Raw genomic sequence first — 25,316 nt, forward strand, 5'->3', positions numbered from 1 at the left:
GTGCCGCGGACCCGCACGGCGTCGCAGTCGACGAGCATGATCCCGGCGTCCGCGCGCCCCGGCCCCACGGAGAACAACGCGTTCTTGGCGTTGAAGTCGCCGAAGACGACGTTGTTGGTGTGCAGCAGGGCGAGGACGCGGGCGAGCTGCTCGCACAGGTGCAGCCGCTGGTGCAGGTTGACCAGCGGGAAGCCGAGCTTGGCGCACCGGTTGGCCGCAAGGAAGAGGAACTGGATCTCGCGTTCCTTGCGCATCGCGGAGCCGGTGATGGAGTGTCCGACCTGCACGAACGAGTCCGGGATGAGCGGCATGAGCAGGCCGACGACGCGGCCCTGGTCGCGCACCAGCCGGATCGGCCATGCCGCGTTCGAGTCCAGCAGGTCCCGGTCCGGGGCGCTCATGCGCGAGCGCACGCCCACGATGGCCTCGAGCCCGCCGCTGGCGAGCTGCCCCGCCTTGAACTCCTTGTAGGCGAGGTGGTGGTGCACGTCGGGCAGCTGGAGCGTCAGGCACCGGTAGACCCGGCCCTGACCGCCCTCGGCGATGTACTCCAGCTGCCCGAGCTGCGACCGGCGGACGCCGCGGTCTGGTCCTGGTCGGCCATGAAGAGGCGCATGGCGCGCTCGGGCGGGTTCTTGGGGTGGATGACCTCCTGCAGGATGCGGGGGTCGGCACCCTGGAGGCCGAACGGGATGATGTTGGGGTACATCCGGTTGCCCGTGCCCGACGCCTTGTCGTACTGCGTCAGCGCGGCGAAGGCGGCCTTCCAGTCCGGCTCGGCGTCGGTCGGGGCGCCGTCGGACAGGAAGAACACGGCCGGCCGGTGCACGGCGAATCCGTCCGCCTTGAGCTGGTTGACATCCCGCTCGATCTGGGTGCGCAGCAGGTCGAAGGCCGCCTTGTATGACGTCCGCCCCCGCCCCTCGAGCTGGGGCAGGGTGGTCTGCTCGAGCAGGTCGCACAGCGGGAGCACCATGCGGGCGTCGTCGCTGAAGTCCATGACCCCGAAGCGGACCTTGTCGCAGATGATCGGGTCCTTCTCGAGGGCCTGGACCAGGCTCGGGAGGATGTTGTTGGCCTCGGTGAGGGCGCCGCTCTCGACCATGGAGTGCGAGACGTCGCAGACGAGGTAGAACGGCAGGAGCTTGGCCTTGTCGTCCTGCGGCGCGGGGGTGTCGATCGAGCTCGGCACCGGCTGCGCGGGGACGGCCGGCGCGGGAGGCGCCACCGGGGCGGCGGGCGCCGGGGTCGCGGTGGGAGCCGGAGCGGCGGCGGGCGCCTCGACCGGCGCGGGGGACTCGACGGGAGCCGGCGGGGCGACGGGCTGGGTCGGGTCCACCGGGTTCTCGCCCGGCGCGGGGGCCGCGGGCGGGGTGCTGGGCGGCGTGGGCACGCCCGGGGCGGTGGGCTCCGTCGGCACGGGCTGGGTCGGTGCCGGCTGGTTCGGTGCCGGCTGGGTGGGGTCGGTCGGGGGCTGGGTCATCGGGTCCTCCGTGATGGGTGGGTCATGGGTGGGTGGGACGAGCTGGGACGGATGGTCGTGGTCAGCCGAGCACCCGCCTCGCCGCCGTAGAGGAAGACCAGCGCGCCGGTGCCGGTGCGAGAGACTCGCGGCCGGTGATCCGGGCCGGCGGGTAGGCCGTGGCGAAGGTGGAGGCCTGCGAGGTCGCGGCGGTCGACGTCGCGCCAGCGGAGCCGGTGGGGCTGTCCGTCGAGGTGGCGCCGTCCGTCGTGGTCGGGCTGGTCCACGAGGTGGAGACCGGGGTCGGATCGGCCGACGGCTCGGCAGAGTCGCCCCCGCCGGCGGACAGCAGGTTGAAGCCGAGGATGGCGCCCGCCACGGCCAGGATCACCGGGATCGCGAGGACCAGCAGCAGGAGGCGCAGGAGCATCGCCCCGGAGCCCGGCCACCGCCGGACCTGCGGGCGTTCGCCGTAGCCACCGGGGTAGCCGGGGCCGCCGCGCTGAGGCTGCTGTGGCGGCTACTGCTCCGGCGGGTACTGCTGAGGCGGGTATGGCGGGTACTGCTGACGCGGCGCCTGGGGGCCAGGGGAGCCGGCATACGGTCCCTGCTGCCGACCGGGGTAGGGGCCCTGGGGCACCTGCGGCCGCGTCCGCGCTCGGGGCTGGCTGGGGGGCCGCTGCCGCGTGGGGCGCTGCGGCGCGGGCACGACCTGCGGGCGGGGGCGCTGCCCAGGCGCACCTCCGGACCCGGTGCCGGGCGGCGCGGCCGGGGTGGAGCCCGGGCCTGGCGCCGGGGGAGGCGGCGTCGCGGCCGGGGGCGTGGTCAGCACCATCTCCCCGCAGGACGGGCAGAAGGTGGCGCCGTCGGAGATCGCGGCGCCGCAGTGGGAGCAGCTCATCGTCGGCTCCGCCTCAGGAGGACCGCGTCCACTGGCCGTCGGGCCCGCGGTGCCAGCCCTCCTTGGGCTTGTCGGGGGCGGCGGTGGTGGGCGTGGTGGGTGCGGCAGGCGCTCCCGGCGCGGGCGAGGACGGAGCGGCCGACCCGGCCGGTGCCCCCGGGGCCGCGGGCGCCCCGGCCACGACGTCGACGCCCTTCTCGACCCAGCCCTTGGCGGTCTGGACCTGGGAGTGGTACCTGCGGCCGGTCTTGTCGTCGACCGTCCGGACGAGCTTGTCCAGGGCGCCGGAGATCTTGCCGCGGTTGGCCTGCGTGGTCCGGGCGACCTGCGTGCGGGCCTGGACCACCGCGTCCTCGGCGCCGTGCAGGAAGGTTTCGAGGGGGGAGCCGGAGGGGCCGGGCTGCTGGGGCGGGGTGCCGGTGGGTCCGGTGGTCATCGGGTCTCCTGAGGACGAGGCGAGACGTCTCTGACCGACTCACCTACCCCGGGGAGGGGGTGCGCTATCCCCGCCGGGCGGGGGCAGGGGTCAACCGAGCGCCGTGACCTCGTCGCCCACGCGGAGGGTGCCGGTGCTCTCGGGCACGAGGTTGACGCCGAAGACGATCCGCCCGTCGATGGTGTTGTGCGCCGCGATCGACCGCAGCGGCTCCTTGCTCTTGACCAGGGTGGCGGGGTCGTAGGTGGTCATCACGCAGCGGCCGCAGTGCTTGGCCATCCGGAAGGTGACCTCGCCGATGCGCACCCGGTCCCAGCCCTGCTCGACCAGCGGCTCGTCGAGCCCGTCGACGACGACGCTGGGCCGGAACCTCCCCATCGTCACGGGGATCGGCTCCTCGCCGCGCTCCGTCGTCGTCGCGTCGACCCAGCGCTGGACCAGCGCCAGCGAGGCGGTCGAGGTCAGCAGCAGCGGGAAGCCGTCCTGGTAGGCCACGGTCTCCCCGGGCCCGGCGAAGTCCTGGTCGACGGGCCGGAACCCCGGGTCGTCGCACCACACCAGCCGCAGCCCCGCGCGCCCCAGCAGGCCGCGCACCCAGGCGTCGGCCGCGTCCCCGGCCGGGAGCCCGCGCACGGCCGCGCCCCACACCTCACCCGTCACGTATGCCGCCCCGCGCGGCACCGGCACGACGAGATCGGGGAGCCCGGGTGCGGCCAGGTGCAGGCCGTCCTCGTGGGGCACCGCGGTGACGGTGAGCAGCCGCGGGTCCTTGCGGGCGCTGACCATGGACCCGTCGGCCTCCAGCACCATCCAGCGGCGGTCGTCGCGCAGCCCCCAGGTCTCCACCGGCCACGCGTCGTGCGCGATGCCCCGCCCCGACTTGAGGGGGTAGGTGGTGAGGGACGCGAGGTGGGCGGCGGGCGTCATACGGTCCCGATCGCGCGCGGTGACCGGCGGGAGGGGAGGCGGGTCATCGGTCGTCCGAGGCGTCGGCGACGTCGCGCAGGTCGCCGATGTCTCCCACGTGGTCGATGTAGTGCACGTCGCCGTCGGCGAGGGCGTAGTTGATGCCGACGACGGCGAGCCTGCCGGCGAGGATCTGCTGCTGGATCAGCGCGGACCGCTCGGCGAGCATCCGCACGGTGCGGCGCACGTGCCAGGCGCCGATGTCCTCGGCCGTGGCCGGGGTGCGACCGTCGCCCTGGGAGCGGGCCTGGACGACCGAGGGCATGACCTTCTCGACGAGGTCGCGGATGTAGCCGCCGGGGATCTCGCCGCTGTCGGCCGCGGTGATGCCGGCGCGCACCGCCCCGCACGCGTCGTGGCCCATGACCACGATCAGCGGGGTGCCGAGGATCCCGGCGCCGAACTCGATGGTGCCGATGACGCAGGGGTCGAGCACGTGCCCGGCGGTGCGCACCACGAAGAGGTCCCCGAGGCCCTGGTCGAAGATCATCTCGGCCGCGACGCGGCTGTCGGCGCACCCGAAGAGCACGGCGAAGGGGCGCTGGCCGCCGGCGAGCTCGGTGCGGCGGTCGACGTCCTGGTTGGGGTGCAGCCGGTCGCCGGAGACGAAGCGGGCGTTGCCCGCGAGCATCCGCTGCCAGGCCTGCGCCGGGGTGACGGGGTGGTCCTCGGTGGCGGCGGTCATGACTTCTCCAGTCCGGGGCGGGTGGTGATGGTCATGGCGACGGGCTTGGCGAACTCCGCGAAGAAGTCGTCGCCCTTGTCGTCGACCACGATGAAGGCGGGGAAGTCCTCGACCTCGATCCGCCAGACGGCCTCCATGCCGAGCTCGGGGTACTCCAGCACCTGGACGTCCTTGATGCAGTCCTGCGCGAGGCGCGCGGCGGGGCCGCCGATGGAGCCGAGGTAGAACCCGCCGTGGGTGCGGCACGCGTCGGTGACGGCCTGGGACCGGTTGCCCTTGGCGAGCATCACCATCGAGCCCCCGGCGGCCTGGAACTGGTCGACGTAGGAGTCCATGCGCCCGGCCGTCGTCGGGCCGAAGGACCCCGATGCCATGCCCTCGGGCGTCTTGGCGGGGCCGGCGTAGTAGACCGGGTGGTCCTTCAGGTAGCCCGGCATCTCCTCGCCGGCGTCCAGGCGCTCCTTGATCTTGGCGTGCGCGATGTCGCGGGCCACGACCAGCGGGCCGGTCAGCGACAGCCGGGTCCGCACGGGGTGCCTGGACAGCTCGGCGCGGATCTCGTCCATCGGGCGGTTGAGGTCGATCCGGACGACGTCGGCGCTGCGGCCCTCCTCCTGCGCGCCCTCGGCGAGGTGCTCGTCGGTCGTGTCGGGCAGGTAGTGCCCGGGCTCCATCTCGAGCTGCTCGATGAAGACGCCGTCGCGGGTGATCTTGCCGCGGCACTGCCGGTCGGCCGAGCAGGAGACGGCGATGGCGACGGGCAGCGACGCGCCGTGGCGGGGCAGGCGGATGACGCGGACATCGTGGCAGAAGTACTTGCCGCCGAACTGCGCCCCGATGCCCTGCCGGCGGGTCAGCTCGAGGACCTGCTCCTCCATCTCGACGTCGCGGAAGCCGCGGCCCGTGGCGGCGTTGCCCGTGGTCGGCATCGTGTCGAGGTACTTGGCGCTCGCGTACTTCGCGGTCTTGAGGGCGAGCTCGGCGCTCGTGCCGCCGATCACGATGGCCAGGTGGTAGGGCGGGCAGGCCGCCGTGCCGAGGCCGCGGATCTTCTCGTCGAGGAAGCGCATCATGGCGTCCGGGTTGAGGATCGCCTTGGTCTCCTGGAAGAGGTAGGACTTGTTGGCCGAGCCGCCACCCTTGGCCATGAAGAGGAAGGAGTACTCCATCTCGTGGCCGCGCTCGGTGTCGGCATACAGCTCGATCTGGGCGGGCAGGTTGCTGCCGGTGTTCTTCTCCTCCCACATCGTGACCGGGGCGTTCTGGGAGTAGCGCAGGTTGAGCGTGGTGTAGGCGTCGTAGACGCCGCGGGCCAGCGGCTCCTCGTCGACGCCCTCGGTGAGCACGTGCTGGCCGCGCTCGCCCTTGATGATCGCGGTGCCGGTGTCCTGGCACATCGGCAGCACGCCCGAGGCGGCGATGTTGGCGTTCTTCAGCAGGTCGAGCGCGACGAACTTGTCGTTGTTGCTCGCCTCCGGGTCGTCGAGGATCGTGCGCAGCTGGGCGAGGTGCGCGGGCCGCAGGTAGTGGGCGATGTCGTGCATCGCGGTCTCGGCGAGCAGGGTCAGGGCCTGCGGCGCGACCCGCAGGAACTCCGTGCCGTCGGGCCCCGCGACCACCTCGACGCCGTCGGACGTCAGCCGGCGGTAGGGGGTGTCGTCGTGGCCGTGCGGCAGTAGGGCCTCGTAGGCGAACTCCGGCATCTCGGTGCTCCTGCTCCTTCACATGTCACGGCGCAGCGGGGGTGCGCGCCGCGCCCCGGGCCTCGCCTGCCCGTCACCTGTGGCGGGCCCGTCCGGTCTCCCTAACCCTAGGCCCGCGCCCGTCCGTATGCCGCCCCGGGGCTGCGGCCACGGAGTCCCGCGGCACGGCGGGGCACGGCAGGTAGGTGCGCTGCGGCAGCTGGCCGACGGACCCGTGCGCCAGGGCCTCCGCGGCGAGCCGGCCCATGTCGTAGAGCGGCAGCCGCACCGTCGTCAGCTGCGGGCGCAGCTGGGTGATGACCGGCTCGTGGTCGTCGTAGCCCACCACGGACAGGTCCTCGGGGATGCGCAGCCCGGCCTCGGCGGCGGCGAGGTAGACCCCGAGCGCCATCCGGTCGTTGCCGCAGGCGATGGCGGTCGGGCGGGTCGCGTCCGGGAGGGCCAGCAGCTCGCGGGCCAGCGCGTGCCCGGAGTCGACGTAGTAGTAGCCCTCCCGCACCACGACGTCGCCGCGGGCCACGCCGTGCTGCTCGACCTCCTCCAGGAAGCCCTCGAGGCGCAGCGACGTGGCCCAGGCCCCCGCGTGGCCGGTCAGGTAGGCGAGCCGCCGGTGCCCCGCCGCGCAGAGCAGCCGAGCCGTCTCCCGCCCGCCGAACCTCTCGTCGGGCAGGAAGCAGGGGACGGCATACGTGTCGTCGAAGGCGTTGGCGAGCACCAGGGGCAGCGGGGGGAGGGTCTCGGGCAGCTCGAGGGCCCGGGTGCCCGAGCAGGTGACGATCAGGCCGTCGACCTGGCGGTCGGCGAGCTCGTCCATGGCGAGCCGCATCCCGTGGGGGCGCCGACCGGTGTGGGTCACCAGCAGCACGCTGCCCTCGCTCCACGCCAGGTCGTGGGCGCCGTTGACGGTCTCCCCGGCGAAGGCCTCCATCGCGGGCTCGTCCACGACGATCCCGATGGTGCCGGTGCGGCTGCGGCGCAGCGACTGCGCGGTGCGGTTGGGGCGGTAACCGAGGTCGTTGACGGCCTGCAGCACGCGCGCCCGGGTCGCGGCGCTGATCGTCTGCTTGGAGCGCGGGTTGAGGACGAAGGACACCGTGGTGGGGGAGACGCCGGCCATCCGCCCGACGTCCGCGAGGGTCGGGCGGCGGTCAAGTCCCTGGGGCGCCATGCGGCGGAAGATACCGCCTCTGTGATCGATCCGTACATCGATGAAGCGGCGCATGTCACAAGAACGTTGCATTGCGCCGACCCCGTTGACGGCTCGGGGTGCGCGCCCGATGCTGGGGGCACTAAAACGTCAAAGGCCGCCCGCAGCGCCGCGAGCAGGCACCCTGGCCGAGGGGCCCGGGGACCTTGCCCGCCCCCGGTGCACGAGTGGCGATGGACAAGGGATTGAGGTCACTCCATGCACATCCGCAAGGTCTCCATGGCCGCCGTGCTCTGCGGGCTCGTCGCGACGTCGACGAGCGCGTGCCTCTCCGGCGGAGGCAACGACTCGTCCTCCGGCGGGTCCGGCGGAGGACAGGGTAGCGCCAAGACGACGATCAGCATCATGTATGCCTTCTCGGGCGACCAGAACGTCGCCTTCAAGAAGGAGCTCGACGACTGGGGCGCCAAGCAGTCGCCGGCGCTGAAGTTCGACTACAACCAGTCCGACAACTTCCAGAACCTCATCACCACCAAGATCCAGGCGGGCGACCCGCCGGACATCGCGATCTTCCCCCAGCCCGGCATCCTGAAGTCGCTCGCGACCAAGGGCAAGGTCGCTGAGCTGTCGACCCAGACGGACGTCGAGAAGGTCAAGTCCTCGATCATCCCCGGCTTCCTGGACGCCGCCACGGTCAACGGCAAGGTCTACGGCGCGCCGATGGCGATGAACATCAAGTCGCTCTACTGGTACGACAAGGCGACCTGGAAGCAGAAGGGCTACGAGGTCCCCAAGACCCAGGCCGAGCTCGAGGCGCTGCTGGCCAAGATGAAGTCGGACGGCGTCGCCCCGATGTGCTTCGGCCTCGGTTCTGGCCCCGCCACCGGTTGGCCGGGCACCGACTGGATCGAGGACTACGTCCTGCAGACCGGCGGCAAGGACGTCTACAAGAAGTGGGTCGACCACGAGATCAAGTTCGACTCCCCCGAGGTCCGCAAGGCCTTCGACATCTACAACAAGCTCGTCCTCACCGACGGCTACATGTATGGCGGACGCCAGAACGCCGCCAGCATCCAGTTCGCGACCGCCCTCAACCCGATGTTCGCCAAGCCGCCGAAGTGCCTCACCGGCAAGCAGGGCAACTTCATCACCCAGAAGGGCTTCTTCCCGGACACCATCTTCAAGGACATCGACAACGTCGTCGGGGTCTTCCAGACGCCGTCCGTCAACGGGGAGCACCCGGTCCTCGGTGCGGGTGACCTCGCGGCCGCGCTGACCAAGAACGACAGCAACGTCAAGAAGGTCATGGAGCACATGGTGGCCGACCCCAAGTGGGGCGAGTCCCAGGCCGCCACGGGTGCGTGGCTGTCGCCCAACAAGAGCTTCGACGACTCGAAGTACCCCAACAACACGCTGCGCGAGATCGCGAAGATCGCCAAGAACGCCACCGTTCTCGGCTTCGACGGCTCGGACGCGATGCCCGGTGCCGTCGGCTCCGGCTCGTTCTGGACCGGCATGGTCAACTACACGACCGGCAAGGCCGACCTCGACGCGACGCTGAAGGCCATCGACGACTCCTGGCCGGCCAGCTGACGCAGCCCCGGTGCTGGTGGGGCGGGGCTGCGCGGCCCCGTCCCACCACTGGGCCTGAAAGGACCCCCTGATGGGAATCAAGATTGCGAACGCCGTCCTGGCGGTGGTCTTCGGCGTCCTCGGCGCCGTGGTGCTGTTCTGGGTGCTGGACAAGCTCAGCGCGCTCGGCGGCAAGAAGGGCGAGGAGCGGGTCAAGCCCTACCTCTACCTGCTGCCCGCCCTCGCGGCGATCAGCCTGTTCCTGCTCTACCCGGCGATCACGACGATCCAGGCGTCGTTCGCCAACGCGGACACCTCGAAGTACGTCGGCCTGCAGAACTACACGCAGCTGCTGGGCAACCGTGACTTCCAGACCGCGATCCTCAACAACTTCCTGTGGATCCTGGTCGTCCCGGCGTCGGTCGTCGCCCTCGGCCTGCTGGTCGCCACCCTCGCCGACCGGCTGAGCCCCGGCGCGGAGAAGCTCTCCAAGACGATCATCTTCCTGCCGATGGCGATCTCGATGGCCGGCGCGGGCACCATCTGGGCGCTGATCTACGCGTTCAAGCCGGCGGGCACCCCCCAGACGGGTCTGCTCAACGCCATCGTCACGGCCTTCGGCGGCCAGCCCCAGACCTGGCTGCAGTTCACCAACTTCAAGTTCAACGTGCTGCTGCTGATGGTGGTCTACATCTGGACCCAGGTCGGCTACGCGATGGTGCTGCTGTCGTCGGCGATCAAGGCGGTCCCGGAGGACACCATCGAGGCGGGCCGCATCGACGGGGCGGGCGAGAAGCGCATCTTCTTCTCGATCATCGTGCCGCAGGTGTGGCCGACCGTCGTGACCGTCTTCATCACCGTCCTCATCGGGGTGCTGAAGGTCTTCGACATCGTCTACGTCATGACCAACGGTCAGTTCGACACCAACGTCGTCGGCAACGCCTTCTTCTCCCAGCTGTTCATCAACATGGACAACGGCAAGGCCGCCGCGATCGTCGTGATGCTCATGATCGTCATCGTGCCGATCATGGTCTACCAGGTCCGCCAGTTCCGACTGCAGGAGGCCCAGCGATGACCTCGACCAGGATCGCTCCCGAGGGCGGCGCCGGCGGCGTCGCCACCGTCGACGGCAACCGCGCGGAGCAGCAGCGGCTGACCGCGCCCAAGGACGGCGGCGCCGGCAAGAAGGGTGGCTGGCTCGCCGAGTCCTTCGTGGTGCTGCTGTGCATCGCGTGGCTCATCCCGACCTTCGGCCTCTTCGTGACCTCCTTCCGGTCGGCCAGCGACGCCAACAACGACGGCTGGTGGAACGCCATCAAGAGCCCGTTGTCGCTGACGCTGGAAAACTACCGCAACGTGCTGACGACCGGCTCCAACCCGATGGGCAACGCCTTCGTCAACTCCCTCGCGGTGGCCATCCCGGCGACGATCATCCCGATCCTCATCGCCTGCTTCGCGGCCTACGCGTTCACGTTCATGGAGTTCAAGGGCCGCGACTGGCTCTTCATCCTGATCGTGGGCCTGCTGGTCGTCCCCAACCAGGTGGCGCTGGTGCCGCTGTCGATCCTGTTCACCAAGTGGGGGATCGGTGGTCAGTTCCTCACGGTGTGGCTCGCCCACACCGGGTTCGGGATGCCGCTGGCGGTCTACATCCTGCGCAACTACATGGCGACGCTGCCGATGTCCCTGATCGAGTCCGCCAAGATCGACGGCGCCAGCCACTGGAAGATCTTCTGGCGGCTGATCATGCCGCTGTCGGTGCCGGCGCTCGCGTCGTTCGCGATCTTCCAGTTCCTGTGGGTGTGGAACGACCTGCTCGTCGCGCTGGTCTTCCTCGGCCAGGGCAAGAACATCGTGATGACCGTGGCCCTCGCCTCCCTCATGGGCACCCAGGGCCAGGGCTGGGAGCTGCTCACCGCGGCGGCCTTCCTCACGATGGTCCTGCCGATCACGGTCTTCCTGGTGCTGCAGCGGTTCTTCATCCGCGGCATGACCTCGGGCGCCGTCAAGGGCTGAGCCACGCCGTCGCCGGAGCCCCGTGGGGCGGTGGCGAGCGGCATACGACACGACCAGGGTCCGCGTCCCGCACGGGAGCGGACCCTGGTCGCGCGTGGCCGGATAGGGTGCAGGCGAAGCCTGGCCGGAAGGAGCTCGGATGCGTGCCGCAGCACTGGCGTTCGTCGTCGCGGGGCTGCTCGTCGGCTGCACCGGCGGGCAGGGGGAGGGCGCCGCGTCGCCGACCGCGCCGTCGGGCGGCGACACCGTCGAGATCATGTATGCCTTCGAGGGGGCGCAGGCGGCAGGGTTCCAGGAGGCCGTGGGGGCGTGGGCGCGCCAGCACGGCGTGACCGTCACCTACACCCGCAGCGGCAACCTCACGCGCGACCTGCGCGCTCGCGAGCAGTCGGGCCGGCTGCCCGACATCGCGCTGCTGCCTCAGCCGGGCCTGCTGCACGAGCTGCGCGGGCGCGGGGCGGTGCAGGAGCTGGACGGGGTGCTGCCGGTGGGGCGGGTCGCGGCCGACCTGGTGCCGGGGCTGATGGCGCCGCTCGAGGCCGACGGCAAGGCCTACGCCGTCCCGGTGTCGATGAACGTCAAGTCGCTGCTGTGGTACGACCGGCACGCGCTGCACACCCTCAAGATCGAGCCGCCGCAGACCATGGCCGAGCTGAAGGCGGCCGCCGAGACGATCCGCGCGTCGGGCCGCACCACCTGGTGCCTCGGGCTCGCCGACGGCGCCAACTCCGGCTGGGCCGGGACCGACTGGGTCGAGGAGCTCGTGCTCAAGGAGTCCGGGCCGCAGGTCTACGACGAGTGGGTGAGCGGGCGGGTCGGTTTCTCCGACCCCCGGATCAAGCAGGCCTTCCAGACGTATGCCGATCGCGTGCTCGGGCCCCGCGGGGTCGAGGGTGGCGGGGCTGCGGCCGCGGCCCGTGACGTGCGGCACGCCGCCGACGGGCTCTTCGCCGAGCCGCAGCGGTGCGCGCTGCTCAAGCAGGGCAGCTATGCCACGCAGGCGGGCTTCCTGCCCGAGCGGGTGCGCAGCACCATCGACCAGACGACCTCCGTCGTGGCCTTCCCCTCCGGGGTGTCGGACACCCTCGAGGTGGGCGGTGACAACGCCGCCCTGCTCACCGACGCCTCGGACGCGGCGCGGGGGCTGGTGCGCTACATGGCGACGGACCCGAGGTTCGGGACCGACTGGGCGGGCTCGGAGGATCGCGGATTCATCTCTCCGCACAAGGACTTCGCGCTGCGGCGCTACGCCAGCACGACGACCCGCAAGATCGCGTCGGCGGCCTACCAGGCCACCTCGGTGCGGTATGACGCCAGCGACCAGATGCCGCCGGCGCTGGGGCAGGACGCGTTCTGGAAGGCCATGGTCGACCTGACCGCCGGCCGCGCCACCGTGGACCAGGTGGTGGCCCGGCTCGACGCGGCGCGGTAGGGCGCAGCAGCGGGGTCAGGGGTGGTAGCGCGCAGCGGCGGGGTCATGGGTGGCGGCGGTCGCTCAGAGCTCGGCGCGGGTCGGCGGGTTGGCGCCCGCCCGCGACACGGTGATGGCGCCGCACGCCGTGGCCCGGTCGATGGCGGGCCGCAGGTCGGCGAGGTTGGCGCGCCGCAGCCGGTCCCGGGCCTCGAGGGAGCCGAGCAGCCCGGCGTCGAGCAGCCCCGAGACCAGCCCGGACATGAACGCGTCGCCGGCGCCCACCGTGTCCACCACGACGACCCGGGTGGCCTCGGCCACGAGCCGCTCCCCGGTGCGCGGGACCAGCGCCAGCGCGCCGCCCCCGCCGCGGGTGACCACGACGAGCTCGGGCCCCAGGCGCCCCCACAGGTCCATGACCTCCTCGGGCTGGGCGCCGGCATACAGCCAGGCGATGTCCTCGTCGCTGGCCTTGACCACGTCGGACAGCCCCACGAGCTGCTCGATGCGCTGCCGCACGTCCTCGGGGGAGCCCATGATCGTGGGCCGGGCGTTGGGGTCGTAGGAGACGGTGCCGGTGTCGCGGGCGCGCAGCGCGGCCTCGACCACGGCGGACCCGCCGGGCTCGAGGGTGGCCGCGATCGAGCCGGTGTGCAGGTGCCCGACCGGGGCCTCGTCCAGGGCCCGCGCGACGTCCCACAGCAGCTCGAACTCGTAGCTCGCCGCCCCGCCCGCGTCCAGCCGCGCCAGCGCCGTCGACGTCGACTCGGCCTCGGCGGAGCCGTCGGTCAGCCGCAGCAGCCGCTCCTGCTCCAGGTGCGCGCGGACCATGACCCCGTGCTCGTCCCGCCCGAACTGCGTGGCGAACTCCACCGGGTGCCCCAGCCGCGCGAGCCCGATGGCGACGTTGGCGGGGGAGCCGCCGGGGTGCTCGTCGACGGAGCCGTCCACCCGGTGGACGATGTCGACGAGGGCCTCGCCGACGACGAGAAGGCGATCGGACATGGGCACTCCTGCGGCCGAGCTGTCGTGTGCCACGCCAGTATCCATCGGTGCCCTGGTCGGCGCCGGGTGAGGTTCGCGCCGGGGCGCCCCGATCGGGGACGATGGGTCCATGAGCTCCAGTGCCACGACCGACCAGCCGCAGCGGCCCGCACGCCGCAACCCCCACCTGTCGGGGACCTTCGCCAACATGGTGTGGTCGACGCTGGCGGTCGCGGCGATGGTGCTGGCGTTCTACGCGCTCGTGGTGCGCACCGACAAGGTCGAGCGTCCGAGCGTCGACGCGCACGCGGTGGTCGAGGCCGAGCGCAAGGCCACGGGGTGGCCGCTCGCGGAGCTGACCGGGCTGGAAGACGGCTGGGGGGCGACGGTGGCGCGGCTCGCGCCGGGCGCCGACGGGCTGCGGACCTGGCAGGTGCGCTACGTCGAGGACCCGCGCTACGTGGCGGTGGCGCAGACGGCGCAGGCGTCCCCGGCCTGGATCTCCGCGCAGGTCAAGGACCGTCGCGCCGCCGGGGCCATGCGGGTGGGGGCGCTGCCGGTCGAGTCCTACGTCTCCGGGAGCGCCTGCACCCTGGTCCGGCGTGGCCCGGACCTGACCACGGTCGTCGAGACCGGCGAGACCTGCGACCGCGCGGTCGCCTACGCCCAGCGGTTGTCGCCGGCCCTGCGCTGATCCCGGCGGCCGGGCCCGTAGGGTGGCGTCATGGCCGAGCAGACCCCGACCGAGCGCCCCATCGACGAGCTGAGCTACGAGCAGGCGCGGGACGAGCTGGTGTCGATCGTCGCCCAGCTCGAGGCCGGCCAGCTGCCGCTCGAGGACAGCCTGCGGCTCTGGGAGCGCGGCGAGGCCCTCGCGGCGCACTGCGCCACCTGGCTCGACCGGGCCGAGGCGCGCCTTGCCGGGGACGACCGCCCCGGCACGCCCGCCGCACCCGCGGAGGGCGACTGACTGCGCGGTCGCTGAGCGGCGCTCAGCCGAGCACCCGCACCCCGAAGTCGCCGTCGGTCACCCGCACCCGCAGCAGCTCGTCCGGCTGCACGTCCTCCCGGTCCGTGACGACGGAGCCGTCGCGGTGCTGCACGACGGCATACCCACGCTCGAGGGTGCCGAGCGGGGAGAGCGCGCGCAGCCGCCCCGCGAGCCCGGAGACCCGCGCACGGTCCCGGTGCACCGACCCCGCCACGCGGTGGGTCGCCTTGTCCAGCAACCGATCCAGCTCGGCTCGGCGCTGCTCGACCAGGGTGACCGGGCGGGCGAGCACGGGCCGGGACCGCAGGGTCGCGAGGCCGCGTCGCTCCCGCTCCACATAGCTGCGGACCCCGCGCTCCAGACGGGCCAGGGCCGCCGCGACGATCTCCTGCTGCTCGGCGAGGTCGGGCACCACGCGCCGGCCCGCGTCGGTCGGGGTGGAGGCCCGCCAGTCGGCGACGTGGTCGAGCAGCGGGGTGTCCTCGTGGTGGCCGATCGCGCTGACCACGGGCGTGAAGCAGTCCGACACCACCCGCACCAGCGCCTCGTTGCTGAAGGGCAGCAGGTCCTCCACCGAGCCGCCGCCGCGCGCGATCACGATGACGTCGACCTCGCGCAGCGCGTCGAGCTCGCGCACCGCCTCGCTCACCTCGGCGACCGCGCCGGACCCCTGCACCGCCACCCGCCGGATCTCGAACTCCGTGGCGGGCCAACGACGCAGGGCGTTCTGGACGACGTCGTGCTCGGCCTGCGAGGCCCGGCCGCAGACCAGCCCCACGCGCCGCGGCAGGAAGGGCAGCGGCCGCTTGCGCTCCGCGGCGAAGAGCCCCTCGGCCGCCAGCACCCGCTTGAGGTGCTCGAGCCGGGCGAGCAGCTCGCCGACGCCGACCGCCCTGACCTGACGCCCCTCGAGCTGCAGCGTGCCGCGCTTGGTCCAGAAGGTGGGCTTGGCCTGCACGACCACCCGGGCCCCGTCGGACAGCGGGCTCGGCATACGGTCCAGGATCTGGGTCGGGAGGGTGACGGACAGCGACATGTCGACGTCGGGGTCGCGCAGGGTCAGGAAGACCAGCCCCGCGCCCGGGCGGCGGTTGAGCTGCACCACCTGACCCTCGACCCAGAGCCCGGACATCTTGTCGACGTAGTCCGCGATCTTCATCGACAGCAGCCGGACCGGCCACGGATGCTCCGCCGTGGTCTGGTTGGCGCGCTCGGGCAGGGTGGACATGCCCGAGAGCGTATGCCGCGCCGCCGACCCCCGTGGCGACGACCCGGCCAGGGTGGGGGCGTGTCGGGGCCGGTGCGGGCGCCGCGGCTCGGGTTGCCCCCAGATCTTCGGGTTGCTCCCGGATCTTCGGGTTGCAACCCGAAGATCTCTGATTCCGCCGAGTCAGGGTCGGCCCAGCGGGCTCGCCTAGACTTGTCCGGTGACTGACTCGCAGACTGACCACAAGCGCGTGCTGCTCGCCGCCCCCCGCGGCTACTGCGCCGGCGTCGACCGGGCGGTCGTCACGGTCGAGAAGGCCCTGGAGCTCTACGGCCCGCCGGTCTACGTGCGCAAGCAGATCGTGCACAACAAGCACGTCGTCTCCACGCTCGAGAAGCGCGGGGCGATCTTCGTCGACGAGACGCAGGAGGTGCCCGAGGGTGCCACCGTCGTCTTCAGCGCCCACGGCGTCGCGCCCGTCGTCCACGACGAGGCGTCCCGGCTGCAGCTGAAGACCATCGACGCGACCTGCCCCCTGGTCACCAAGGTCCACCGGGAGGCGGTGCGGTTCGCCGACGAGGACTACGACATCCTGCTCATCGGCCACGAGGGGCACGAGGAGGTCGTCGGCACCAGCGGCGAGGCGCCCGAGCACATCACGATCGTCGACAACCCCGACGCGGTGGAGCACGTGACGGTGCGCGACCCCGACAAGGTCGTGTGGCTGTCGCAGACCACGCTGTCCGTGGACGAGACGATGGAGACGGTGCGCCGGCTGCGGGAGAAGTTCCCCAACCTGCAGGACCCGCCGAGCGACGACATCTGCTACGCCACGCAGAACCGTCAGCTCGCCGTCAAGCAGATGGCCGCCGACACCGACCTCATGATCGTCGTCGGGTCCCGCAACTCCTCCAACTCGGTGCGGCTCGTCGAGGTCGCGCTGGAGCACGGCGCGCAGGCGGGCTACCTCGTGGACTACGCCGACGAGATCGACGAGGCCTGGCTGGACGGCGTGACCACGGTGGGCGTGACCAGCGGCGCGAGCGTGCCCGAGGTGCTGGTGCGGGACGTGCTCGACTGGCTGGCCGAGCGTGGTTATGGCGAGGTGCAGCCGGTGGTGGCGGCTGAGGAGTCGCTGCTCTTTGCGCTGCCGATGGAGATCCGCAAGGAGCTCAAGGCGCGCGGCCAGTCCGACAAGATGCGCCACGACGCCGGCTCGCTGCACTGACCCACCCGCACTTCCTCCTGCCCCGCCTCCCTCCCTGCGACCTCGCCCGCCCCTTCTCCTTCCAGCTTCCCCGCCTCTCTCCCCGCGATCGTGGTCGGTTTGGGTCGCCTGGGTGCACAAAACGTCCACGATCGCGGGGAGGTGGGTGATCCCCGCGTCCGGCTCCGTCTGCGGCTGCGTCTCCCGTCTCCGGTTCCGTCCTCCGTCTCCGGCCGCATCCCCCGTCTGGGGCTGCAGCCACAGACGGGGGATGGTCGCCGAGACGGGAGACGGTCGCCCAGACGGGGGATGGCTGCCCAGACGGGGGATGACGCGCCACCGGCCCCACTTCGCCTCCCTCCCCGCGATCGTGGTCGCTTTGGGTCGCCTGGGCGCGCAAAACGTCCACGATCGCGGATAAGGCGGGGGGAGGCGGAGGGAGGGGGAAAGTGGCCGGGAGGTGGGGCTGAGGTGGGGCATAAACAATGGGTGAGCCGTATGCCGCCAGCGCCCCACCAGCGCCTCCCGCCGGGCCCCTGCATAACCTCTCGACCAGCCAAAACGTGCCTCCGGGCCCGTGCTCGGAGCCGCTCTCCCGCGTGTGTATCCTCGCGATCGAGACGTCAGCGGTGACGTGGGCCACGCCATCTGGCCCGGCCGCCGGCGCGCGACCGCGAGGAGCGAGCGATGGGGCAGATCAGGGTCGTCCAGTGGGGGCTGGGAGCCATGGGCAGCGGCATGGCCCGGCTCATGGCCGCCAAGAGCGGCCTGCAGCTCGTCGGCGGCATCGACAGCCGCCCTGACTACGTCGGCAAGGACCTCGGCGAGGTCCTCGGCATCGACCCGCTCGGCGTGACGGTGACCGACGACCCCAGCAGCGTGCTCGTCAAGGACCAGGTCGACTGCGTCGTCATCGCGACGACCTCGTGGGTCAAGGAGCAGATGGACGACCTGCGCACCATCCTGCGCGCCGGCATCAACTGCGTGTCCATCGCCGAGGAGATGGCCTCGCCCGAGGCGCAGAGCCCCGAGCTCGCGCGTGAGCTGGACGAGCTGGCCAGGGACAACGGCGTCTCGATCATCGGCACCGGCGTCAACCCGGGTCTGTCGATGGACATGCTGGTCGTCGCGCTCACGGCCGGGTGCCACGAGGTCACGAGCATCGAGGCGTCCCGCGTCAACGACCTGTCGCCATACGGCCCGACCGTGATGCGCACCCAGGGTGTGGGCCTGTCCGAGGAGGAGTTCCTCAAGGGTGTCGAGGACGGCAGCGTGGACGGGCACATCGGGTTCCCGGAGTCGGCGCGGATGATCTCCGACGCGCTCGGGCTCGGCGTGGACCGCATCGAGCAGCGCCGCGAGCCGATCATCTCCACGGTGCGCCGCGAGACGCCGCACGTGGTCGTCGAGCCGGGCATGGTGGCCGGCTGCAAGCAGACGCTGGTCGGCTACCGCGGCGACGAGGTCGTGCTGACCCTGATCCACCCGCAGCAGGTGCTGCCGGAGCTCGAGGGCCAGGGGACCGGGGACTACATCACCATCGAGGGCACCCCGCGCATCCAGATGCAGATCACCCCGGAGTATGCCGGTGGCACGGCCACCAAGGGCATCGCCGTCAACTGCGTCCCGCGCATCGTCGAGGCCACCCCGGGGCTCAAGAACATGCTCGACATCCCCGTCCCGGCGGCGCTGATGGGCGAGTCCGCCTATCGCCGGCGCGTCTGAGATCGCCTGGGCGACAAGGAGCGACGTCATGAGTGAGCTCGTCCCGGCCGGCGCCTGGGTGGAGATCGAGCGGGTGCTGCTGCAGCCGGAGCAGCGCTCGCCGCAGCTGCCCGAGGAGACCCGCACGACGCCCTACGTGCTGCGCATGTCCGGCTTCCTCGACGCCGAGGCGCGGGTGGGCGACGAGGTCACGATCACGAGCCTGATCGGGCACCAGCACCCGGGGACGCTGCGGCTGGTCAACCCTTCCTACGAGCACAGCTTCGGGGCGACGGTACCCGAGCTGCTCCACATCGGCCTCGGTGAGGAGTGGCGATGACGGGCACCGGCCGGGACATGTCCTACGCCGCCGTGATGGGCCGCAAGGTCGAGATCATGCGCGGCGCGCTCGGGATCGACTACGACACCTACGAGCTCACGCCGCTGGCCTTCGACTACGACCGGATGATGGCCGACACCGGATACACCCTCGAGCGGATCGCCGAGATCCAGGCCGAGACCAAGGTGGGCGGCACGCCGCTGCACGAGCTGCGCAACCTCACGGACGCCGTGCGGCGAATCTCCGAGCCGGGCAAGGGCGCTCGCATCCTGCTCAAGGACGAGGCCGCCAACGCGTCCGGCTCCTTCAAGGCGCGGCGGGCGTCGATCTCCTGCTACGAGGCCAAGGCTCGCGGCTACCAGGGCGTGGCCACCGCGACCTCCGGCAACTACGGCGCGGGGGTCGCCTCGCAGGCGGCGATGCGGCGGCTCCGCTGCATCGTGCTGCAGGAGGTCTTCGACTCCCACGGGGTCGGGCAGCCCGAGATCGTCGAGAAGTCCCGTGCCTGCGAGGCGTACGGCGCTGAGGTGCAACGACTCTCGGTCGGCCCGGAGCTCTTCTACCAGATGCTCGTGACGCTGGAGACGACCGGCTTCTTCAACGCCTCGCTCTACACGCCCTTCGGGATCCGCGGGGTCGAGACCCTGGGTGCCGAGATCGGTCGCCAGGTCACCGAGACGTATGGCGCCCCTCCCGCCGCCGTCGTGGTCACCCAGGCCGGTGGGGGCAACCTGACCGGCACCGCCCGGGGGCTGCGCGAGGTCGGGTGTGCCGCAAGCACGGTCGTCGCGTGCTCGGTAGATCTCGGTGGTCTGCACATGGCCTCGGACGTCGACTTCAACCGCAAGTCGTTCACGACGGGCCACACCGGCTTCGGGGTGCCCTTCGCGACCTGGCCGGACCGGACCGACGTGCCGCGCAACGCTGCTCGCAGCCTGCGCTACATGGACGACTACCAGCTGGTGACGCAGGGCGAGGTCTTCTACGTGACCGAGCTGCTCACCAAGCTGGAGGGCCTCGAGCGGGGACCGGCGGGCAACACCAGCCTGACCGCCGCCGTCGCGCTCGCCGCCCAGCTGGGGGAGGACGAGACGGTGGTGGTGCAGGAGACGGAGTACACCGGCGCCGGCAAGCACCACAACCGGCAGCTGTCCTTCGCCCGGGAGCGGGGCATCGAGGTGGTGGTGGGGGACCCGGCCGGTGACCGACCGGGGCAGCGGATCGTCATACCGGACAGGCTCGCTCAGGTGCAGGGCCGTCCGCAGGACCTGGACCGGCTGCGCCGCTCCTATCTCAGGAACGCCGCCAAGGTCCTGGACCCCGCGGCGTGGACCGACACGGACGTCGACTACGTCGCGGCCGAGACCAACACCGCGCGCGAGTGGGTCCGCGCGAATCTCCCCACCACGGAAGGCAGCTGACATGACCGATCAGGATGCACGCCTGGCGCGCTTCGAGCAGCGCCGGACGCAGCTGGACGCGATGAGCGACGCCCAGCTCAAGGACCGGTTCTGGGAGCTGAGCCACGAGATGATGAAGCCCGTCGTCGAGCTCGCCCGCACCCACACGAGCCCGTCCATCGAGCGGAGCATCCTGCTGCGCATGGGGATCGACTCGGTGAGCAGCCACGGCGTGGTCGACCGGATCCACGACAAGGGCCTCCTCGGCAAGGGTGCCGGCCATGTCGTCCTCAAGGTCGCGCACCAGCTCGGGGTCGACGTGCGTGCCGCGGCCGCCGCCATCGCCGCCGACGACACCGTCCTGGACGGCCTGTTCGCGTCGACCCCCGCCACCGCGACCGGCAAGGGAGCCTGACATGACCGACCAGCTCGACGAGAACGTCAAGCTCGACATCGAGGACATCCTGTCCGACCTGGAGTCCTACCGCCCGCGCCGCAAGGGCTGGGTGTGGCGCGAGGTGCCGGCCGAGGGCGTCGACCTGGGGCCGTTCCACTACCGCGACATGGCGACCCCGCTGGCCAAGAGCCTGGGCCTGCCGGCGAGCAAGTACTTCGGGGGCATCGACCCGCAGCCCAAGTGCGTCGTGACGACCGAGATCGCGAGCGGCCGCTTCGAGGACGACATCCGCCGCATGCGGATGGCCGCGTGGCACGGGGCCGACCACCTCATGGTGATCCGCACGACGGGGCAGTCGCACATCGACGGGCTGCTCGAGGGCACGCCGGAGGGCATCGGTGGAGTCCCCATCACCCGCAAGCAGATCCGCGCGTCCCGCAAGGCCTGCGACCTGATCGAGGACGAGGTCGGGCGCCCGATCAACTTCCACTCCTACGTGTCCGGCGTGGCCGGGCCCGAGGTGGCTGTCCTCTTCGCCGAGGAGGGCATCAACGGCGCCCACCAGGACCCGCAGTACAACGTGCTCTACCGCAACGTCAACATGTACCGCTCCTTCGTCGACGCGGCGGAGGCCAAGAAGGTCATGAGCGGGGCCGGGATCTTCCAGATCGACGGCGCGCACAACGCCAACGCGACCGCCAAGGCCGGGTGGCTGGTCATGCCCGAGCTGATGGTGCAGCACGGCATCAACAGCGCCTTCTCGGTGATGGTCGGCATGCCCACCGAGCTGATCGGGCTGTCGACCGTGCCGCCCAACAGCTCGCCCGCCCCCAAGCTCTGGTACGACCTGCCCTACGCCGTCGCGCTGCGAGACTTCTTCTCCGACTTCAAGATGCGGGCCCAGCAGAACACCCGCTACATCGAGGCGGACATCGAGGAGGCCGTGCGCACGCACACCATCGACACCCTCATCTCGATGCTGACGCGCGCCGACATCCAGTCGACGATCACGCCCGACGAGGGCCGCAACGTGCCCTGGCACTACAACAACGTGCGCGGCCTGCAGACCGTCAAGCAGACCTGGAGCGGGCTGGACGGGATCAACGAGCTGCTCGGCCTCAAGCACGACGGCCCGCTCGGGGAGATGGTGCGCGACCTCAAGGTGCGGTCGGTGGCCTTCCTGGAGGAGGCCATCGAGCAGGGCGGCTACTTCGCGGCGGTGGAGAAGGGCTTCTTCGTCGACTCGGCGAAGTACCCCGAGCGCAACGGCGACGGCATCGCCCGCGACGGCCAGGGCGGCGTGGGCGCCGGGTCCATCGTGGAGCGCGACGAGGACTACTTCGCTCCGGTGTCCTGCCACTTCGGCGACAACCACATCCCGGACTTCGTGCACGAGCTCGTCGGGCGCCGGGTCGAGCGTCCCGAGGACGCGATCGGCGGCGACACCCTGTCCGACCCCGACAAGATCGTCTACATCGACGAGCTCGACCCGGAGGACTCCGCCGACGCTCGGCTGGAGGCGACCAAGCCCTACCGCACCGGCGGGATGATCAAGCCGGAGGCTGAGTGGGCGGGCGACGGGACGGTGCTGATCCAGCTCTTCGTGCCCGAGGCCGAGGACATCGCCGACGTGTATGCCGTCGAGATGGCCAAGCAGATGGGGCTGCAGGACCCCGAGGTGGTCAACCTGCAGCCGATGCACCCCTCGGAGGGCACCTTCGTCGAGGTCAAGGGCAAGGTGGCCTTCGCCATCGACCGGTCCACGCTGAAGATCCCCGAGAAGGAGGTCATGCTCCCCGAGGAGGAGCTGCGCGAGGCCGTCGGCGCGGTCGGGCTGCGGGTCGTTGCCGGCACCGTCGGCGAGGACGAGCATAGCGTGGGCCTGCGCGAGATCCTCGACATCAAGCACGGCGGCATCGAGAAGTACGGCGTGAAGTACGACTACCTCGGCACGTCGGTGCCGCTCGGCAAGATCGTCGACGCGGCCATCGAGACGGGGGCGCACGCCATACTCATCAGCACGATCATCAGTCACAACGACGTGCACCGGACGATGATGCGCAAGCTCGAGGAGCTGTGCCGGGAGAAGGGGATCCGGGACCGCGTGGTGCTGATCGCCGGCGGGACGCAGGTCAACCGCGAGATGGCCGCCGAGACCGGGCTCGACGCGACCTTCGGGCGCGGCACCAAGGGCATCCACGTCGTCAACGCCATGGTCAAGACGCTGCGGGCGCGCGGCCAGGTCTGATGCCTGCCGTCGACATCCTCACCCTCGAGGTGGGCAGCACGATCACCAAGGCCAACGCTTTTCGCCGGGTGGACGGGCGGTTGGCGCACGTGGCACAGGGATTCGCCCCGACGTCGGTGGCCGACGGGGACGTCGGCATCGGCGTCGACGCCGCGGTCGCAGCGCTCGAGGCTGACCTGGGTGGGTCGGTGGCCGGGTCCGCGACCTACGTGAGCTCTTCTGCCGCAGGCGGGTTGCGTATGACGGTGCACGGCCTCACCGTCTCGATGACCGCCCGCGCCGCCCGGGAGGCCTCCCTCGGCGCGGGCGCCATCGTCACGCTCGTCACCGCCGGGCCGCTGGACGAGGACGACGTCGACGAGGTGCGGGAGCTCGCGCCCAACATCGTCCTGCTGGCCGGGGGCGTCGACCACGGCGAGAAGCAGGTCGTCGTCGGCAACGCCCGCGCCCTGGCCCCGGTGGCGGCCGAGCTCGGCGTCCCGGTGATCTACGCCGGCAACGTCGCGGCGCGGCGGGCGGTGACGCGGGCGTTCGAGGAGCACGGCGTCGAGCTGCTGCTGGCGGACAACGTCTTCCCCGACGTGGACGTGCTCGACGTCGAGCCGCTGCGGGTGCTCATCCACGAGGTCTTCAACCGCCACATCACCCGCGCGCCGGGGATGGCGCGGTTCGCCGAGCTGACCGACCACGGGATCCTGCCGACGCCGGGCGCCGTGCTGTGGGGCGCCGAGCTCTTCGCCGAGGAGCTGGGCGACGTGGTCGTGGTGGACGTCGGTGGCGCGACGACCGACGTGCACTCGGTCACCGAGGGGTCGCTGGAGTACGCCGTCAAGGTCATCGACCCCGAGCCGCGGGCCAAGCGGACCGTCGAGGGGGACCTCGGCGTCTACGTCAACGCCCGCAACGTGGTCGAGGCGTATGGCGACGACACGTGGGCCGCCCGCCTCGACGACCTCGAGGCGATGCCCGCCGACGAGCGGGGTCGCGAGCTGACCCGGTGGCTGTGCGCCCGGGCCGTCGAGGTGGGGGTGCGCCGCCACGCGGGGACCCTCACGGACCTCTACACCCCGACGGGCAAGAAGCAGGTCGTGCGCGGCAAGGACCTCAGCGCCGTGCGGTGGGTCGTCGCGACCGGCGGGGCGCTGACCCGGATCGAGGGCTCCGCCGAGGCGTTGCGGGCCGTGTGCACGGGGGTGGGGACGCACCTGCTGCCGGAGCCGTCGGCGCGGATCCTCGTCGACCGCGACTACCTCTTCTCGGCGCTCGGGACGATCGCGACCGAGCGGCCGGACGAGGTGCGGGCGACCTTCCGGGCGTGGGTGGGGCAGGTGGATCCGGACGCGATGGCGGCGGCGGATCGCCATACGGCGCAGTCGGACTCGCACGGTGACCAGCAGGGAGAGGCGGGCACGGGATGAGCGGGGCAGCAACGCCGCGGCTGGAGATCTACCCGGAGCGCATCACCTACAACGCGCTGTCGGTGGTCGAGCTGGGGCACCAGCACGGCGCGACCGTCGCCGGCGTCGCCAAGGTCACGTGCGCTCACCCTGCCGTCGTGGACGCGCTGGTCGCGGGCGGCGTCGACCTCATCGCGGACTCCCGCATCGACAACCTGCGCCAGACCCGGGAGCGCGGGATCGAGCTGCCGCTGATGCTGCTGCGGATCTCGGAGCGGTCGCGGGCGGCGGAGGTCGTGGAGTATGCCGACATCTCGCTCAACTCGTCGCTGATCACGATGGAGGTGCTGTCCGACGCGGCGATCGCCGCCGGCAAGCGGCACCAGGTGATCCTGATGGTCGACGTGGGCGACCTGCGTGAGGGCGTGTGGCCGGACCGCGCGGTGGAGGTGGCCTTCGGCGCGGCGCAGCTGCGGGGGATCGAGGTCGTCGGGCTGGGGTGCAACCTGGCGTGCTTCGGCGGGGTGGTGCCGAGCGAGGAGAACATGCGGCTGCTCGTCGAGGTGCGCGACGCGTGCCGGGCCGCGACCGGGCTGGAGCTGCCGATGCTGTCCGGCGGCAACAGCGCCTCGCTGCCGTTCCTGGCGTCGGGGCACATGCCGCCGGAGATCAACAACTTCCGGATGGGGGAGTCGATCATCCTGGGGCGCAACGTCTTCGACCGTTCGCCGTGGCCGGGGACCCGGCAGGACACGGTGCAGCTGGTCGTCGAGGTGGTCGAGCTGGAGCGCAAGCCGTCGGTGCCGATCGGCAAGCGCGGGCAGAACGCGTTCGGCGAGGAGCCGGCCTTCGAGGACCGCGGGACCCGGCTGCGCGCCATCTTCAACGTGGGGCGGCAGGACGTGATCGTCGACGGCCTGGACCCGCTGGACCCCAACATCTCGATCCTCGGGGCGAGCAGCGATCACCTGATCCTGGACGTCGAGGACATGGCGGGCGTCGAGTCGCTGCGGGTGGGGGACGAGATGGCCTTCTACCCCGACTACGCAGCGCTGCTGGCCCTGTCGACCTCGCCGTATGTCGAGAAGGTCGTGGTGGCGGGACCCCCGTCTGGTCCGGCGCGGTGGGCTGTGGGATAACGG

24 protein-coding genes are annotated in these 25,316 nt (G+C 71.6%); 14 read left to right on the forward strand and 10 right to left on the reverse strand.

Annotated elements, in window-relative coordinates; translation table 11 throughout:
- Window positions 1-505: 505 nt before the first annotated feature.
- The 8 genes from ADJ73_RS08230 to ADJ73_RS08260 form a co-directional block, all read right to left on the reverse strand.
- Complete coding sequence (locus ADJ73_RS08230; protein WP_050347880.1) at window positions 506-1,483, reverse strand: vWA domain-containing protein; 978 nt, start codon at window positions 1,481-1,483, stop codon at window positions 506-508.
- Window positions 1,484-1,544: 61 nt separating this feature from the next.
- Window positions 1,545-1,892 (reverse strand): hypothetical protein, encoded by a 348-nt coding sequence (locus tag ADJ73_RS08235; RefSeq protein ID WP_050347881.1) that lies wholly within the window; start codon window positions 1,890-1,892, stop codon window positions 1,545-1,547.
- 90 nt (window positions 1,893-1,982) lie between these two features.
- Window positions 1,983-2,363 carry a zinc ribbon domain-containing protein gene (locus ADJ73_RS17825; protein WP_082176839.1) on the reverse strand — a complete coding sequence of 127 codons (381 nt, stop codon included), beginning with the start codon at window positions 2,361-2,363 and terminating at the stop codon, window positions 1,983-1,985.
- Window positions 2,364-2,376: 13 nt separating this feature from the next.
- The gene (locus tag ADJ73_RS17165; protein WP_050347882.1) at window positions 2,377-2,799 is read right to left on the reverse strand and encodes an antitoxin; all 423 of its coding nucleotides are present in this window, start codon (window positions 2,797-2,799) and stop codon (window positions 2,377-2,379) included.
- A gap of 90 nt (window positions 2,800-2,889) precedes the next feature.
- Window positions 2,890-3,726 (reverse strand): MOSC domain-containing protein, encoded by an 837-nt coding sequence (locus ADJ73_RS08245; protein ID WP_050347883.1) that lies wholly within the window; start codon window positions 3,724-3,726, stop codon window positions 2,890-2,892.
- Window positions 3,727-3,769: 43 nt separating this feature from the next.
- Window positions 3,770-4,450 (reverse strand): carbonic anhydrase, encoded by a 681-nt coding sequence (locus tag ADJ73_RS08250; protein ID WP_050347884.1) that lies wholly within the window; start codon window positions 4,448-4,450, stop codon window positions 3,770-3,772.
- On the reverse strand, window positions 4,447-6,153 hold the full coding sequence (locus tag ADJ73_RS08255) for a fumarate hydratase (protein WP_050347885.1): 1,707 nt from the start codon (window positions 6,151-6,153) through the stop codon (window positions 4,447-4,449). The genes ADJ73_RS08250 and ADJ73_RS08255 overlap by 4 nt, the downstream gene beginning before the upstream one ends.
- A 73-nt stretch (window positions 6,154-6,226) precedes the next feature.
- Window positions 6,227-7,321, reverse strand: a complete 1,095-nt coding sequence (locus tag ADJ73_RS08260; protein WP_172669709.1) for a LacI family DNA-binding transcriptional regulator — start codon at window positions 7,319-7,321, stop codon at window positions 6,227-6,229.
- 237 nt (window positions 7,322-7,558) lie between these two features.
- Here ADJ73_RS08260 and ADJ73_RS08265 point away from each other — a divergent pair, with 237 nt between their 5' ends.
- The 4 genes from ADJ73_RS08265 to ADJ73_RS08280 all read left to right on the forward strand — a co-directional run bounded on the left by ADJ73_RS08265 (window position 7,559) and on the right by ADJ73_RS08280 (window position 12,320).
- Window positions 7,559-8,893 carry an ABC transporter substrate-binding protein gene (locus ADJ73_RS08265; RefSeq protein ID WP_050347887.1) on the forward strand — a complete coding sequence of 445 codons (1,335 nt, stop codon included), beginning with the start codon at window positions 7,559-7,561 and terminating at the stop codon, window positions 8,891-8,893.
- A 70-nt stretch (window positions 8,894-8,963) separates the two neighbouring features.
- Complete coding sequence (locus ADJ73_RS08270) at window positions 8,964-9,947, forward strand: carbohydrate ABC transporter permease (protein WP_050347888.1); 984 nt, start codon at window positions 8,964-8,966, stop codon at window positions 9,945-9,947.
- Window positions 9,944-10,888 carry a carbohydrate ABC transporter permease gene (locus ADJ73_RS08275; protein ID WP_082176841.1) on the forward strand — a complete coding sequence of 315 codons (945 nt, stop codon included), beginning with the start codon at window positions 9,944-9,946 and terminating at the stop codon, window positions 10,886-10,888. The genes ADJ73_RS08270 and ADJ73_RS08275 overlap by 4 nt, the downstream gene beginning before the upstream one ends.
- Window positions 10,889-11,027: 139 nt before the next feature.
- Window positions 11,028-12,320: an ABC transporter substrate-binding protein gene (locus ADJ73_RS08280; protein WP_050347889.1), complete on the forward strand. Its 1,293-nt coding sequence runs from the start codon at window positions 11,028-11,030 to the stop codon at window positions 12,318-12,320.
- A 63-nt stretch (window positions 12,321-12,383) separates the two neighbouring features.
- Here the strand turns inward: ADJ73_RS08280 and ADJ73_RS08285 are convergent, their stop codons facing one another.
- A complete protein-coding gene (locus ADJ73_RS08285; RefSeq protein WP_050347890.1) occupies window positions 12,384-13,304 on the reverse strand; it encodes a carbohydrate kinase family protein in 921 nt (306 codons plus the stop codon).
- Between the two features lie 109 nt (window positions 13,305-13,413).
- On the opposite strand from ADJ73_RS08285, the gene ADJ73_RS08290 reads away from it, so the two are divergent.
- Both ADJ73_RS08290 and ADJ73_RS08295 read left to right on the forward strand, forming a co-directional pair.
- Complete coding sequence (locus tag ADJ73_RS08290; protein WP_050347891.1) at window positions 13,414-13,977, forward strand: DUF4245 family protein; 564 nt, start codon at window positions 13,414-13,416, stop codon at window positions 13,975-13,977.
- 30 nt (window positions 13,978-14,007) lie between these two features.
- Window positions 14,008-14,253, forward strand: a complete 246-nt coding sequence (locus tag ADJ73_RS08295; RefSeq protein WP_050347892.1) for an exodeoxyribonuclease VII small subunit — start codon at window positions 14,008-14,010, stop codon at window positions 14,251-14,253.
- 22 nt (window positions 14,254-14,275) lie between these two features.
- Here ADJ73_RS08295 and xseA read toward each other — a convergent pair whose 3' ends face one another.
- Window positions 14,276-15,502 (reverse strand): exodeoxyribonuclease VII large subunit, encoded by a 1,227-nt coding sequence (gene xseA, locus ADJ73_RS08300; protein WP_050347893.1) that lies wholly within the window; start codon window positions 15,500-15,502, stop codon window positions 14,276-14,278.
- 199 nt (window positions 15,503-15,701) lie between these two features.
- On the opposite strand from xseA, the gene ADJ73_RS08305 reads away from it, so the two are divergent.
- The 8 genes from ADJ73_RS08305 (at window position 15,702) to ADJ73_RS08340 (ending at window position 25,313) form a co-directional block, all read left to right on the forward strand.
- A complete protein-coding gene (locus ADJ73_RS08305; protein WP_050347894.1) occupies window positions 15,702-16,709 on the forward strand; it encodes a 4-hydroxy-3-methylbut-2-enyl diphosphate reductase in 1,008 nt (335 codons plus the stop codon).
- Window positions 16,710-17,375: 666 nt separating this feature from the next.
- Window positions 17,376-18,413, forward strand: a complete 1,038-nt coding sequence (gene ord / locus ADJ73_RS08310; RefSeq protein WP_050347895.1) for a 2,4-diaminopentanoate dehydrogenase — start codon at window positions 17,376-17,378, stop codon at window positions 18,411-18,413.
- Between the two features lie 28 nt (window positions 18,414-18,441).
- Window positions 18,442-18,732 (forward strand): 2-amino-4-oxopentanoate thiolase subunit OrtA, encoded by a 291-nt coding sequence (ortA, locus tag ADJ73_RS08315; protein ID WP_050347896.1) that lies wholly within the window; start codon window positions 18,442-18,444, stop codon window positions 18,730-18,732.
- Entirely contained in the window at window positions 18,729-20,153 is a 1,425-nt protein-coding gene (gene ortB, locus ADJ73_RS08320; protein ID WP_216593687.1) for a 2-amino-4-oxopentanoate thiolase subunit OrtB, read from the forward strand. Before ortA ends, ortB begins: the two co-directional genes overlap by 4 nt.
- Window position 20,154: 1 nt before the next feature.
- A complete protein-coding gene (gene oraS, locus ADJ73_RS08325) occupies window positions 20,155-20,547 on the forward strand; it encodes a D-ornithine 4,5-aminomutase subunit OraS (protein ID WP_050347897.1) in 393 nt (130 codons plus the stop codon).
- A gap of 1 nt (window position 20,548) precedes the next feature.
- The gene (oraE, locus tag ADJ73_RS08330; protein WP_050347898.1) at window positions 20,549-22,777 is read left to right on the forward strand and encodes a D-ornithine 4,5-aminomutase subunit OraE; all 2,229 of its coding nucleotides are present in this window, start codon (window positions 20,549-20,551) and stop codon (window positions 22,775-22,777) included.
- A complete protein-coding gene (locus ADJ73_RS08335) occupies window positions 22,777-24,195 on the forward strand; it encodes a glutamate mutase L (protein WP_082176842.1) in 1,419 nt (472 codons plus the stop codon). The genes oraE and ADJ73_RS08335 overlap by 1 nt, the downstream gene beginning before the upstream one ends.
- On the forward strand, window positions 24,192-25,313 hold the full coding sequence (locus ADJ73_RS08340) for an alanine racemase (RefSeq protein ID WP_050347899.1): 1,122 nt from the start codon (window positions 24,192-24,194) through the stop codon (window positions 25,311-25,313). The genes ADJ73_RS08335 and ADJ73_RS08340 overlap by 4 nt, the downstream gene beginning before the upstream one ends.
- Window positions 25,314-25,316: the final 3 nt, after the last annotated feature.

The organism is Arsenicicoccus sp. oral taxon 190, assembly GCF_001189535.1.
GTDB lineage: Bacteria > Actinomycetota > Actinomycetes > Actinomycetales > Dermatophilaceae > Arsenicicoccus.